Source organism: Mycobacterium heidelbergense (genome assembly GCF_010730745.1).
GTDB lineage: Bacteria > Actinomycetota > Actinomycetes > Mycobacteriales > Mycobacteriaceae > Mycobacterium > Mycobacterium heidelbergense.
In genome coordinates this window covers 2,624,934-2,637,643 of record NZ_AP022615.1, presented here as the reverse complement: position 1 = coordinate 2,637,643, position 12,710 = coordinate 2,624,934, and the positions used below count along the sequence as shown (strand labels likewise).

Below are 12,710 nucleotides of genomic sequence, written 5' to 3'. Positions count from 1 at the left end.
GCTATGAAGCTGCGCACGCCGCTGACCGAGCTGGTCGGCGTCGAGCATCCGGTGGTGCAGACCGGGATGGGCTGGGTGGCCGGGGCCCGGCTGGTGTCGGCCACGGCCAACGCGGGCGGGCTCGGCATCCTGGCGTCTGCGACCATGACGCTGGACGAGCTGGCGACGGCCATCGGCAAGGTCAAGGCGGCGACCGACAAGCCGTTCGGCGTCAACATCCGCGCCGACGCCGCCGACGCCGGCGACCGCGTCGAGTTGATGATCCGCGAGGGCGTGAAGGTGGCGTCGTTCGCGCTGGCGCCCAAGCAGGAACTGATCGCCCGGCTGAAAGACGCCGGGGCGGTGGTCATCCCGTCGATCGGGGCGGCCAAGCACGCGCGCAAGGTCGCGGCCTGGGGCGCCGACGCGATGATCGTGCAGGGCGGCGAGGGCGGCGGGCACACCGGGCCCGTCGCGACGACGCTGCTGCTGCCGTCGGTGCTGGACGCCGTGCAAGGCAGCGGGATTCCGGTGATCGCGGCGGGCGGATTCTTCGACGGGCGCGGGCTCGCGGCGGCGCTGTCCTACGGCGCCGCCGGCGTGGCGATGGGCACGCGGTTTTTGCTCACCTCCGATTCCACCGTGCCCGACGCGGTCAAGCGGCGCTACCTCGAGGCGGCGCTGGACGGCACTGTGGTCACCACGCGCGTCGACGGCATGCCGCACCGGGTGCTACGCACCGGCCTGGTCGAGAAGCTGGAAACCGGCTCGCCGGCAAGGGGTTTCGCTGCCGCCGTGCGCAACGCTGCGAAGTTCAAGAAGATGTCGCAGATGACCTGGCGGTCGATGATCACCGACGGCCTGGCGATGCGCCACGGCAAGGAGCTGACCTGGTCGCAGGTGGTGATGGCGGCCAACACCCCCATGCTGCTGAAAGCCGGTCTGGTAGAGGGCAACACCGAGGCCGGGGTCCTGGCCTCCGGCCAGGTGGCCGGCATCCTCGACGACCTGCCCTCGTGTGCGGAGCTGATCGAGTCGATCGTTCACGACGCGATCGAGCACCTGAAGGCCGCGGCGGCGCTGGTCGAGGAACGCTAAGCCGTCGACCAAAGACCCTCGCGACGGCTCGTAGCCGGGTTCATCCTGGGTTTATGAGTGTATTGACACCGGGATCGTGGCCCGGTCCTCTCCTGAATGCGGTTCGCGCCTCCAATAGGCACCTGCTCAACCCGCTGATGTTGCGGCTGGCCGGCCACAAGCACTGGTACGCAGCGGCCATCCACCACACCGGGCGAAAGTCGGGCAAGCAGTACACCACACCCGTGGTGGCCGAACGCGTGGCGGACGGCTTCGTCATACCCCTGCCCTATGGCAAGCAAGTGGACTGGTTGCTGAATGTCCTCGCCGCGGGGCGAGCGACCATCTCGTCGCAGGGCGAAAGCTACGACGTGGTCGAACCCGAGGTCATCGACGCGGCGACGGCCCTGCCGCTGCTATCGGCCGCGCGGCGGCGCATGTTTCGGCGAGTCGGCATAGAGCAGTACCTCAGGGTGCAGGACGGGCCGGCGACGGGCCAGCATTAAGCTTCTTGCTAACTATCACAGGAATAAAGCTATAATCTTTACATGTCGAAGGTGAAGGCCCAACCTTCACCGCGCGCCACGCTGATCGGCGATGTGGTGGGGTCCCGGCGTGCCGGCGACCGCCCCGCCCTGCATCGGCGCGTCGCCACCGCGCTGGGCCAGGTCGCCGACGGCGCGATCGACCCGCCGGCCTTCACCGTGGGCGACGAGTTTCAGGGCAGCTATCCCACTCTCGGGGCCGCCATCGACGCCGCTTTGACGGTGCGCCTACTGCTTGTCCCCGAGGTCGACGTCCGCTTCGGGCTCGGGTGGGGCGCGGTCACCATCCTCGATGCCGACGCGGGAATCCAGGATGGCCCGGGGTGGTGGACCGCTCGAGAGGCCATCGAACAGACGGCGCAGGCTCAGCGCCAGCCCGGCTTCACGCTGGTGCGCACAACGTTCCGGTCAGGCGACGACGCGCGGACCGACGTCGCCGCCGTCAACGCGGCCCTGATCTGTCGGGACCATCTGCTTGGATCGCTGGATGAAAGATCGTTGCGGATTGCGAGGGGCTTGATGACCGGTCGGACCAAACGGGACCTCGCCGCGGCCGAAGGCATCAGCCCGTCGGCGGTGTCGCAGCGCGCGAGCCGCGACGGCTTGGATCTGATTGTCCTTGCCAGCCAATATCTTCGGAGTCTGTCGTGAGCGCCGTAGCCGTACTGCTCTTGGCATTTGGGATCGCTGACCTGTCCCGGCGATCGATTCGTGCAGCATGGGTGCCGCTGGCGGTCGGCCCGATCGTAGTGGTGGCGTGCTTGGCGCTGGGAGCCCTCTGGCACGCCGGCGACGTCGCGTTGCTCGTTGTGGCGGCCGCCGCGGTGGTCGCCTGGGAGTGGCTATGCGCGCGCAGCGAACGCAGCGGCCGGCATCAAATCGCGGCGCTGGGGGTGTTCGTCACGGCGCTGGGGGTGTTGACGGTGTTGTCCGGATGGTCCTCGGCGGTCGACGGCGTCATCGCGCGGTGGTCGGCTTGGGTGCACCTGCCGCTCGGTCATGTCACGCCCACCCGGCTGCTGATGGTTGTCGGGGTGGTCCTCACACAGTTCGCGACCGCAAATCAGTTGGTGCGCTTGGTGCTCGGCTCCGTGGGTGCGGTACGGCCGACGGGTGAGCCGCAGCCGTCGGACCGGCTGAAGGGCGGCCGACTGCTCGGCCCGATGGAACGCCTGCTGATCCTGAGCCTCGGCGTGGACGGGCAAGTGGCCGCGGCCAGCGCCGTCGTCGCGGCCAAGGGCATCATCCGGTTTCCGGAGTTGAACGCCCAGAAGGGCCAAAACGGCGGCGTCGGCATCGACGAGCTGACCGAATACTTCCTGGTCGGTAGCTTCACGAGCTGGTTGCTGGCCCTCGGTGGGATCGGGCTCGTGCTGGCCGCCCGGTAATGCTTTGTCCGAGTGCGGAATATGCGACGCGGCCGAGCCCGGCGCTAGAGGCGCTCGATGATCGTCACGTTGGCCGTGCCGCCGCCCTCGCACATCGTCTGCAACCCGTAGCGGCCACCGACGCGTTCGAGCTCGTTGAGCATGGTGGTGAACAACTTGGCCCCGGTGGCACCCAGCGGATGACCGAGGGCGATCGCGCCGCCATTGGGGTTGACCTTCTCCGGATCGGCCTTGATCTCCTTGAGCCAGGCCATAACTACCGGCGCGAACGCCTCGTTGATCTCGACGGTGGCGATGTCGTCGATGGACAACCCGGTCTTTTCCAGCGCGTAGCGGGTGGCCGGGATGGGCCCGGTCAGCATGAACACCGGGTCGGCCGCGCGGGCGCTGATGTGGTGGATGCGGGCGCGCGGCGTCAGTCCATGGTCCTTGACGGCCCGCTCGGAAGCCAGCAGCACCGCGCTGGCACCGTCGGAGATCTGACTGGCCATCGCCGCCGTCAGCCGGCCGCCCTCGACCAGCGTCTTCAAGCCGGCCAACTTCTCCGGCGACGACTCGCGGGGGCCCTCGTCGACCCGGAACGGCCCGGATTCGGTTTCGACGGTGATGATTTCGTTGTCGAAGTGGCCGCCGCGTATGGCCGCGAACGCGCGCTCGTGGCTGGTCAGCGCGTACTGCTCCATCTCTTCGCGCGACAGGTTCCACTTCTCGGCGATCAGCTCCGAGCCGCGGAACTGCGAAATCTCCTGGTCGCCGTACCTGTGCCGCCACAGCTTGGACTCGTTGGTCGGCGAGGTGAACCCGAACTGCTCGCCGACCGTCATCGCCGACGAGATCGGGATCTGGCTCATGTTCTGCATGCCGCCGGCCACGATGAGGTCGGCCGTTCCGGACAGGATCGCCTGTGCGCCAAAGGAAATCGCCTGCTGACTGGAACCGCATTGCCGATCCACGGTGACGCCGGGAACCTCTTCGGGATAGCCCGCGGCCAGCCACGAGAGCCGGGCGATGTTGCCCGCCTGCGCCCCGATGGCGTCGACACAACCGGCGATCACGTCGTCGACGGCGGCGGGGTCGACATCGACCCGGTCGAACAGCCCGCGCCACCCCAGTGCCCCCAGATCGACGGGATGTACCCCGGCCAGCGCGCCATTGCGCTTGCCGACCGCGGTACGTACAGCGTCGATGACGTACGCCTCGGGCATTTCAGACTCCTTCTTCAATCTTTTGAAAATTCCGCCGTGATTCCGCCAAGCATGATGGCGAGATATTGCTGACCCACCTGCTCCGCGGTGAGTGGTCCACCCGGCTGGTACCAGCGCACCGACACCCAGGTGGTGTCGCGGATGAAACGGTAGACGAGGTCGACGTCGAGGTCGGGCCGGAAGTACCCCCCGTCGATGCCCTGGTTGAGCACCTCGACCCACATCTTGCGTTGCTGCCGGTTCATGTCCTCGATATAGGAGAACCGGGGCTGGGACAACAGCCGCTTAGCCTCGTCCTGATAGATGACGACCTGGGCGTGCCGATCCTCGATCGCCTCGAACGACGCCATGAACAGCCCCTTGAGCCGCTCCAGCGGGTTGGCCTCGGTGTCCATGATCTCGCGGTAGCGGGTGAACAGCCAGTCCAGGAAGCTGCGCAACAGCTCGTCGACCATCTCCTCCTTGGAGGAGAAATGGTGATACAGGCTGCCGGACAGGATGCCGGCACCGTCGGCGATGTCGCGCACGGTGGTCGCGCGCAATCCGCGCTCAGCGAACATCGCCGCGGCGAGCCCTAGCAGCTCGTTCCGCCGGCTATTGGCCTGACCGGTCACTCGGTCCACCCGGTCAGGATATCAACCAAGCGCTTGCTTGGCGAGCCGCGCTCACGGGTGCTGGCTCGAAACCGAGATGACCTCGCCGGTGAGGTAGCTCGAGTAATCGCTGGCCAGAAAGGCGATGGTGGCCGCGATTTCCCAGGGCTCGGCGGCGCGGCCGAACGCCTCGCCGGCGGACAGCCGGTCGAGCAGCTCGGCCGAGGTCGTCTTGTCCAGAAACTTATGCCGGGCGATGCTGGGGGACACCGCGTTGATGCGGACCCCGTACTCGACGGCTTCTATTGCGCTGCACCGGGTTAACGCCATCACCCCGGCCTTGGCCGCCGCGTAGTGCGACTGCGAGTGCTGCGCCCGCCAGCCCAAGACGCTGGCGTTGTTGACGATCACCCCGCCGTGCTTGGCCTCGCGGAAATACCGCAGCGCCGCGCGGGTGGCCCGAAACACCGACGTGAGCGTCACGTCCAGGACGCGGTCCCACTCGTCGTCGGTCATGTCGACCACCGGCGTCTGCCCGCCCAGCCCGGCGTTGTTGACCAGGACGTCGAGACGGCCCAGGCGCGCGGTGGTCGAGTCGATCAGGGCGTCGACCTGGGCGGTGGACGTCACGTCGCACACCACCTTCTCGACCCGGCCCAGTCCCAGCGCCGTCAGCTCGTCGGCGGTCTCGGTCAGTCGTCGTTCGTGGTGGTCGGACACCACCACGTCGGCGCCCTCGGCCAGCGCCCGCCGGGCGGTCGCCGAGCCGATGCCGGTGCCCGCGGCGGCGGTGACGATCACCACCTTGCCATCCAGAAGCCCGTGTCCGGCAACCTCTTTCGGCGCTTCGGAAAGCGTCAACCTTTTACCTCCCTGGGCAGGCCGAGCACCCGCTCGGCGATGATGTTGCGCTGGATCTCGTTGGATCCGCCATAGATCGTGTCGGCGCGGGTGAAGAGGAACAGCCGCTGCCATTCGTCGAATTCGCCGTCGGTCAGTGCGAGCCCTGGCCTGCCGATCACGTCCATGGCCAACTCGCCCAGATCGCGATGCCAGTTGGCCCACAACAACTTCGACACGTTGTCCTGGCCGGGCTGCTCGACATCCATGGTGGCCAGGGCATAACTGCGCATGGCCCGCAGGCCGGTCCAGGCCCGGGTCAGCCGCTCCCGGATGAACGGGTCGTCCGCGGCGCCGTTGCGTTGCGCGAGCTCGGCCAGGTTGGAAAGCTCACGCGCGTAACGGATTTGCTGCCCCAGCGTCGAAACGCCGCGCTCGAAGGTCAGCGTTCCCATCGCGACGCGCCAGCCGTCGCCCGGCTCGCCGACCACCAGGTTGGCGTCGGTGCGGGCGTCGTCGAAGAACACCTCGTTGAACTCCGCGGTGCCGGTGATCTGGACGATCGGCCGGATCTGCACGCCCGGCTGGTCCAGCGGCACCAGCAGATACGACAGGCCGGCGTGGCGCTTGGAGCCCTTCTCGGTGCGGGCCACCACGAAGCACCACTGCGACAGGTGCGCGAGCGACGTCCACACCTTCTGGCCATTGATGTGCCACTGCTCACCCTCGCCGTCGAGCTCGGCGGTAGTGGACACGTTGGCCAGGTCGCTGCCGGCGCCGGGCTCCGAATATCCCTGGCACCACAGCTCGGTGACGTCGAGGATGCGCGGCAGGAAGCGCTGCTGCTGCTCGGGTGTTCCGAACGCGATCAGCGTCGGCCCGAGCAGTTCCTCGCCGAAGTGGTTGACCTTGTCCGGCGCGTCGGCGCGGGCGTACTCCTCGTAGAACGCCACCCGGTGCGCGGTGGAAAGCCCACGGCCGCCGTGCTCGACCGGCCACCCCAGGCAGGTCAGCCCGGCCTCGGCGAGGTGCTGGTTCCAGGCCCGGCGTTCTTCGAAGGCCTCGTGCTCGCGTCCTGGTCCGCCGAGCCCCTTGAGCGCTGCGAATTCGCCGACGAGATTGTCGGCGAGCCACTGGCGGACCTCGGCCCGGAACTCCTCGACGTCCTGCATGCCCTGTAGGCTAACCTACCAAGCACTTGCTTTGTTAGCCTGGCGGCGAAGCCGCGTGAGGAGGAGCCGGGCCATCACCGACGAGCGTGCGCAGAATGCCAGCAACCACGGCGTGTCGCTGTACAAACACGCACGCTCGCAAGCGGGCGGTGCCCCCAGCTCGCGAACGATGCCGGCGGCGCTGGATCGTTTCGCGGGGCAGCTGCCCGACCACGACGCGCTGATCACCGACGACCGCAGCTTCACCGCGGCGGCGCTGCGCGACGAGGTGCACCGAGCCGCGGCCGCGCTGATCGCGCTCGGCGTCCAGCCCGGAGACCGGGTGGCCATCTGGTCGCCCAACACCTGGCATTGGGTGGTCGCCTGCCTGGCTATTCACCACGCCGGAGCGGCCATGGTGCCGCTGAACACCCGCTACACCGCCGAGGAGGCCGGCGACATCCTGGCCCGCACCGGTGCGCCGGTGTTGTTCGCGATGGGCCAGTTCCTCGGCCACGATCGCGTTGCCGAACTGGATCGCGGCGCGCTGCCCGCGCTGCGGCACATCGTGCGGATACCGATCGAGGCGCACGACGGGACGTGGGACGAGTTCATCGCGCGCGGTTCAGAATCCGGGGCCGCCGACGCGGCGGCCTCCCGCGCCGCCGCCGTCACACCCGACGACATCAGCGACATCCTGTTCACCTCCGGCACCACCGGCCGCAGCAAAGGCGTGCTGTGTGCCCATCGGCAATCGCTGTCGGCGTCGGCGTCGTGGGCGGCCAACGGCAAGATCACCAGCGACGACCGCTACCTGTGCATCAACCCGTTCTTCCACAACTTCGGCTACAAGGCCGGCATCCTGGCCTGCCTGCAGACCGGCGCGACGCTGATCCCGCACCTGACGTTCGACCCGCTGCGCGCACTGCAGGCCATCGAACAACACCGGATCACCGTATTGCCCGGGCCCCCAACGATTTACCAGATGCTGCTGGACCATCCGGCGCGCCACGACTACGACCTGAGCTCGCTGCGGTTCGCGGTCACCGGTGCGGCCACCGTCCCGGTCGTGCTGGTGGAACGCATGCAGTCCGAGCTCGACATCGACATCGTGCTGACCGCCTACGGCCTGACCGAGGCCAACGGCATGGGCACCATGTGCCGCGTCGACGACGACGCGGTGACCGTGGCCACCACCTGCGGGCGCCCGTTCGCCGGCTTCGAGTTGCGCATCGACGGGGCGGCTCCCGGCGAATCCGGCGAAGTCCTGCTGCGCGGGCCGAACGTGATGCTGGGCTACCTCGACGACCCGGAGGCCACCGCCGCGGCCATCGACGCCGACGGCTGGCTGCACACCGGAGACATCGGCGCCGTCGACGAGGCCGGCAACCTGCGCATCACCGACCGGCTCAAGGACATGTACATCTGCGGCGGGTTCAACGTCTACCCCGCCGAGGTCGAGCAGGTGCTGGCCCGGATGGAGGGGGTGGCCGACGCCGCGGTGATCGGGGTGCCCGACGAGCGGCTGGGCGAGGTCGGCCGGGCGTTCGTGGTCACCCGGCCCGGCGTCGATCTCGATGAGCAATCCGTGATCGCTTACACCCGTGAGCATTTGGCGAACTTCAAGGCACCGCGGTCGGTGCGGTTCGTCGACGCGCTGCCGCGCAATCCCGGCGGCAAGGTGCTCAAACCACAACTGCGAGAGTTGGCCTGAATTGGATTTCACATGGACCTAGCACTAGACGAAGAGACGCTGGCCTTCCAGGCCGAGGTGCGGGACTTCCTCTCGGCCAACGCCGAATCGATCCCGACGAAGTCCTACGACAACGCGGAAGGCTTTGCCCAGCACCGGCATTGGGACCGCGTGCTGTTCGACGCCGGACTGTCGGTGATCACCTGGCCGAAGAAGTACGGGGGCCGCGACGCGCCGCTGCTGCACTGGGTGGTGTTCGAGGAGGAGTACTTCCGCGCCGGGGCGCCGGGGCGGGCCAGCGCCAACGGCACGTCCATGCTGGCGCCGACGCTGTTCGCGCACGGCACCGAGGAGCAGCGGGACCGGATACTGCCCAAAATGGCCAGCGGCGAACAGATCTGGGCGCAGGCGTGGTCGGAGCCCGAATCCGGCAGCGACCTGGCGTCGCTGCGGTCCACCGCGACGAGGACCGACGGCGGCTGGCTGCTGAACGGGCAGAAGATCTGGAGCTCGCGGGCGCCGTTCGCCGAGAGGGGATTCGGGCTGTTCCGGTCCGACCCCGCGGCCGAGCGGCACAACGGCCTGACCTATCTCATGTTCGACCTGAACGCCAAGGGCGTCACCGTGCGACCGATCGTCCAGCTCGGCGGCGACACCGGCTTCGGCGAGATCTTCCTCGACGACGCCTTCGTGCCCGACGAGGACGTGATCGGCATACCCAACGACGGCTGGCGGGCCGCCATGAGCACGTCGAGCAACGAGCGCGGCATGTCGCTGCGCAGCCCGGCCCGCTTCCTGGCGGCCGCCGAGCGACTGGTGCGGCTGTGGAAGGACGGCGGCTCGCCGGAGGCATTCGCCGACCGGGTCGCCGACGCGTGGATCAAGGCGCAGGCCTACCGACTGCAGACCTTCGGCACGGTGACCAGGCTGGCCGCCGGCGGCGAACTCGGCGCCGAATCGTCGGTGACCAAGGTGTTCTGGTCCGACCTTGACGTGGCGATACACCAGACCGCGCTCGACGTTCTCGGCGCGGACGGCGAGCTCGCCGGCCCGTGGACCGAGGGCCTGCTGTTCGCGCTGGGCGGCCCGATCTACGCCGGTACCAACGAGATCCAGCGCAACATCATCTCCGAACGCCTGCTGGGCCTGCCGCGAGAGAAGAAGTGACCGTGGAATTCGAACTGGACGAACAGCAGCGCGACTTCGCGGCCAGCATCGACGCCGCGCTGGGCGCGGCGGACCTGCCGGGCGCCGTCCGCGCCTGGTCGGCGGGTGACCTCGCGCCCGGCCGCAAGGTATGGGAGCAGCTGGCCGACCTGGGCGTCACCGCGCTGGCCGTGCCGGAGAAATTCGACGGCATCGACGCCCATCCCGTCGATCTGGTGGTCGCCCTCGAACGGCTGGGCCGCTGGTGCGTTCCGGGCCCGGTTGCCGAATCCATCGCCGTCGCGCCGATCTTGTTGGTAGACGACGAGCGCAGCGTCGGGCTGGCTTCGGGCGAGCTGATCGCCACCGTCGCGCTGCCGCCGCATATGCCGCGCGCCGTCGACGCCGATGCGGCGGGGCTGGTGCTGCTGGCCACCGACAAAGACGTCACCGAAGCCCAAGTGGGCGAAAGGCACGCGTCCGTCGACCCCAGCCGCCGCCTCTACGACCTGACCGCGACGGGGAACGCCTGGCAAGCGGACGTCAAGCGCGCCTTCGAGTTCGGGGCGCTGGCCACCGCGGCGCAGCTGGTCGGGGCCACGGAGGCGCTGCTGAACGGCGCCGTCGACTACGCCAAGCAGCGGAGCCAGTTCGGCCGGGTGATCGGCTCGTATCAGGCGATCAAGCACAAGCTGGCCGACGTGCACATCGCCGTCGAACTGGCCCGCCCGCTGGTGTATGGCGCGGCCTTGTCGTTGGAGTCCCGCGATGTCAGCGCGGCCAAAGCCGCGGCGTCCGAGGCGGCCCTGCTGGCGGCGCGCGCGTCGTTGCAAACGCATGGCGCGATCGGGTTCACCCAGGAACACGACCTGTCCCTATGGCTGCTGCGCGTGCAGGCATTACGCTCGGCCTGGGGTACCCCCGAGGCACATCGGCGGCGGGTGCTGGAGGCGCTATGAGCATGACCGAAGAGCGAGAGCTGCTGCGCGAAACCGTCGCCGCCTTGGTGGCCAAGCACGCGGACCCGGCCGCGGTGCGTGCCGCGATGGAGTCCGACCGCGGCTACGACGAGTCGCTGTGGCGGCTGCTGTGTGAACAGGTCGGTGCCGCCGCGCTGGTGATACCCGAGGAGCTCGGCGGCGCGGGCGGCGAATTGGCCGACGCGGCAACGGTTTTGCGGGAACTGGGCCGCAACCTGGTGCCCTCCCCGCTGCTGGGGACCACGCTGGCGGAGCTGGCGCTGTTGGCCGCGCCGGAGCCGGACGCCGAGACCCTGGGCGGCCTTGCCGAGGGCAGCTCGATCGGCGCGCTGGTGCTCGATGCCGATTATGTGGTCAACGGCGACATCGCCGACGTCGTGGTCGCGGTCGAAGACGGACAGCTGATCCGGTGGACTCGATTCGCCGCGGAGCCCGTCACCACCATGGATCCGACCCGGCGCCTGGCGCGGGTCAAGGCGGAGGAGACCGAGCCGATCGGCCCCGACCCGGGCCTGGCCGACCTCGCGGCAATCCTGCTGGCGGCCGAGCAGATCGGCGCCGCCGAACGCTGCCTGGAACTGACCGTCGAATACACCAAGAGCCGAGTGCAATTCGGCCGTCCGATCGGCAGCTTCCAGGCACTCAAGCACCGGATGGCCGACCTGTACGTCGCGATCTCCGCTGCGAAGGCCGTCGTCAATGACGCGTGCGACGACCCCAGCCCCACCAACGCCGCCACCGCGCGCCTGGCCGCCAGCGAGGCGCTGTGCGCCGTGGCCGCCGAAGGCATCCAGCTACACGGCGGCATCGCCATCACCTGGGAACACGACATGCACCTGTACTTCAAACGCGCGCACGGCAGCGCACACCTGCTGAGATCATCGCGAGAACTGTTGCGCCAACTGGAATCTGAGGTGCTCGAAACGCCGTGACCGACCACGTCGCGCTGCGCGCCGGCATCCCACCCTTCTATGTGATGGATGTCTGGCTGGCCGCCGCGGAGCGCCAGCGCAGCCATGGCGACCTGGTGAACCTGTCGGCGGGCCAGCCCAGCGTGGGAGCGCCGGAGCCGGTGCGCGCGGCGGCGGCCGCCGCGCTGCGCATCAACCAGCTGGGTTACACCGTCGCGCTGGGCATCCCCGAGCTGCGCGCCGCCATCGCGGCCGACTACCAACGTCAACACGGAATCGACGTCGAGCCCGACGCCGTCGTCGTGACCACGGGCTCCTCGGGCGGGTTCCTCCTCGCCTTCCTGGCGTGCTTCGACGTGGGTGACCGGGTGGCGCTGGCCAGCCCCGGCTACCCCTGCTACCGAAATATCCTCTCGGCGCTGGGATGTGAGGTGGTGGACATCGCATGCGGACCGGAGACCCGCTTCCAGCCCACCGCGCAGCTGCTCGCCGAGCTCGACCCTCCGGTGCAAGGCGTCATCGTCGCCAGCCCGGCCAATCCCACCGGGACCGTCATACCACCGGCCGAGCTGGCCGCGATCGCGTCCTGGTGTGATGCCTCCGAGGCGCGGCTGATCAGCGACGAGGTCTACCACGGCCTGGTCTATCAGGGGGCGCCGCCGACCAGCTGCGCCTGGCAGACGTCACGAAACGCGGTGGTGGTCAACAGCTTTTCCAAGTACTACGCGATGACGGGCTGGCGACTGGGCTGGCTGCTGGTGCCCCCGGAGCTGCGCCGCGCGGTCGACTGCCTGACCGGCAATTTCACGATCTGCCCGCCGGTGCTGTCGCAGCTCGCCGCGGTGGCGGCGTTCACCCCGGAGGCGACCGCCGAAGCGGACGGCAACCTGCGGCACTACACGACCAATCGCTCGCTGCTGCTCGACGGGCTGCGCCGGATCGGCATCGAGCGGCTGGCACCCACCGACGGCGCGTTCTACGTCTACGCCGACGTCTCGGACTTTACCGACGACTCGCTGGCGTTCTGCTCAAAGTTACTGGCCGACACCGGCGTTGCGATCGCGCCGGGCATCGACTTCGACACCACGCGCGGCAATTCGTTCGTCCGGCTGTCGTTCGCCGGACCCACGACCGACATCGAGGAGGGCCTGCGTCGAATGGGGCCCTGGCTTGCCGCCCGAGAATAGAAGCGGGCGACGCGG

13 protein-coding genes are annotated in these 12,710 nt (G+C 68.8%); 9 read left to right on the top strand and 4 right to left on the bottom strand.

Annotated elements, in window-relative coordinates; all coding sequences use genetic code 11:
• Positions 1-3: 3 nt before the first annotated feature.
• From ipdC to G6N25_RS12355, 4 genes are read left to right on the top strand one after another with little or no spacing between them, the layout of a single operon-like run.
• Entirely contained in the window at positions 4-1,077 is a 1,074-nt protein-coding gene (gene ipdC, locus G6N25_RS12370) for a (3aS,4S,5R,7aS)-5-hydroxy-7a-methyl-1-oxo-octahydro-1H-indene-4-carboxyl-CoA dehydrogenase (RefSeq protein WP_083073684.1), read from the top strand.
• A gap of 53 nt (positions 1,078-1,130) precedes the next feature.
• A complete protein-coding gene (locus G6N25_RS12365; RefSeq protein WP_083073685.1) occupies positions 1,131-1,562 on the top strand; it encodes a nitroreductase family deazaflavin-dependent oxidoreductase in 432 nt (143 codons plus the stop codon).
• Positions 1,563-1,604: 42 nt separating this feature from the next.
• On the top strand, positions 1,605-2,252 hold the full coding sequence (locus G6N25_RS12360; RefSeq protein WP_083073686.1) for a SatD family protein: 648 nt from the start codon (positions 1,605-1,607) through the stop codon (positions 2,250-2,252).
• On the top strand, positions 2,249-2,989 hold the full coding sequence (locus tag G6N25_RS12355) for a hypothetical protein (protein ID WP_083073687.1): 741 nt from the start codon (positions 2,249-2,251) through the stop codon (positions 2,987-2,989). Before G6N25_RS12360 ends, G6N25_RS12355 begins: the two co-directional genes overlap by 4 nt.
• Before the next feature lie 44 nt (positions 2,990-3,033).
• On the opposite strand, the gene fadA6 is transcribed toward G6N25_RS12355, so the two are convergent.
• From fadA6 to ipdE1, 4 genes are read right to left on the bottom strand one after another with little or no spacing between them, the layout of a single operon-like run.
• Entirely contained in the window at positions 3,034-4,194 is a 1,161-nt protein-coding gene (gene fadA6 / locus G6N25_RS12350) for a steroid 3-ketoacyl-CoA thiolase FadA6 (protein WP_083073688.1), read from the bottom strand.
• 14 nt (positions 4,195-4,208) lie between these two features.
• Positions 4,209-4,817: a TetR family transcriptional regulator KstR2 gene (gene kstR2, locus G6N25_RS12345; RefSeq protein WP_142272592.1), complete on the bottom strand. Its 609-nt coding sequence runs from the start codon at positions 4,815-4,817 to the stop codon at positions 4,209-4,211.
• A gap of 42 nt (positions 4,818-4,859) precedes the next feature.
• The gene (gene ipdF / locus G6N25_RS12340) at positions 4,860-5,648 is read right to left on the bottom strand and encodes a (5R,7aS)-5-hydroxy-7a-methyl-1-oxo-2,3,5,6,7,7a-hexahydro-1H-indene-carboxyl-CoA reductase (RefSeq protein WP_083073690.1); all 789 of its coding nucleotides are present in this window, start codon (positions 5,646-5,648) and stop codon (positions 4,860-4,862) included.
• Positions 5,645-6,799 (bottom strand): acyl-CoA dehydrogenase IpdE1, encoded by a 1,155-nt coding sequence (gene ipdE1, locus G6N25_RS12335; RefSeq protein WP_083073691.1) that lies wholly within the window; start codon positions 6,797-6,799, stop codon positions 5,645-5,647. Before ipdE1 ends, ipdF begins: the two co-directional genes overlap by 4 nt.
• Before the next feature lie 169 nt (positions 6,800-6,968).
• Between ipdE1 and fadD3 the strand changes: the two genes are divergently transcribed.
• The 5 genes from fadD3 to G6N25_RS12310 are packed head-to-tail and all read left to right on the top strand — an operon-like array spanning position 6,969 to position 12,695.
• Positions 6,969-8,492, top strand: coding sequence for a 3-((3aS,4S,7aS)-7a-methyl-1,5-dioxo-octahydro-1H-inden-4-yl)propanoate--CoA ligase FadD3 (gene fadD3, locus G6N25_RS12330; RefSeq protein WP_083073787.1), 1,524 nt, complete (start codon positions 6,969-6,971; stop codon positions 8,490-8,492).
• Between the two features lie 12 nt (positions 8,493-8,504).
• Positions 8,505-9,638: an acyl-CoA dehydrogenase family protein gene (locus G6N25_RS12325; protein ID WP_083073692.1), complete on the top strand. Its 1,134-nt coding sequence runs from the start codon at positions 8,505-8,507 to the stop codon at positions 9,636-9,638.
• On the top strand, positions 9,635-10,576 hold the full coding sequence (locus G6N25_RS12320) for an acyl-CoA dehydrogenase family protein (protein ID WP_142272593.1): 942 nt from the start codon (positions 9,635-9,637) through the stop codon (positions 10,574-10,576). Before G6N25_RS12325 ends, G6N25_RS12320 begins: the two co-directional genes overlap by 4 nt.
• Complete coding sequence (ipdE2, locus tag G6N25_RS12315) at positions 10,573-11,529, top strand: acyl-CoA dehydrogenase IpdE2 (protein ID WP_142272594.1); 957 nt, start codon at positions 10,573-10,575, stop codon at positions 11,527-11,529. The genes G6N25_RS12320 and ipdE2 overlap by 4 nt, the downstream gene beginning before the upstream one ends.
• A complete protein-coding gene (locus G6N25_RS12310; protein WP_083073694.1) occupies positions 11,526-12,695 on the top strand; it encodes a pyridoxal phosphate-dependent aminotransferase in 1,170 nt (389 codons plus the stop codon). Before ipdE2 ends, G6N25_RS12310 begins: the two co-directional genes overlap by 4 nt.
• Positions 12,696-12,710 lie beyond the last annotated feature (15 nt).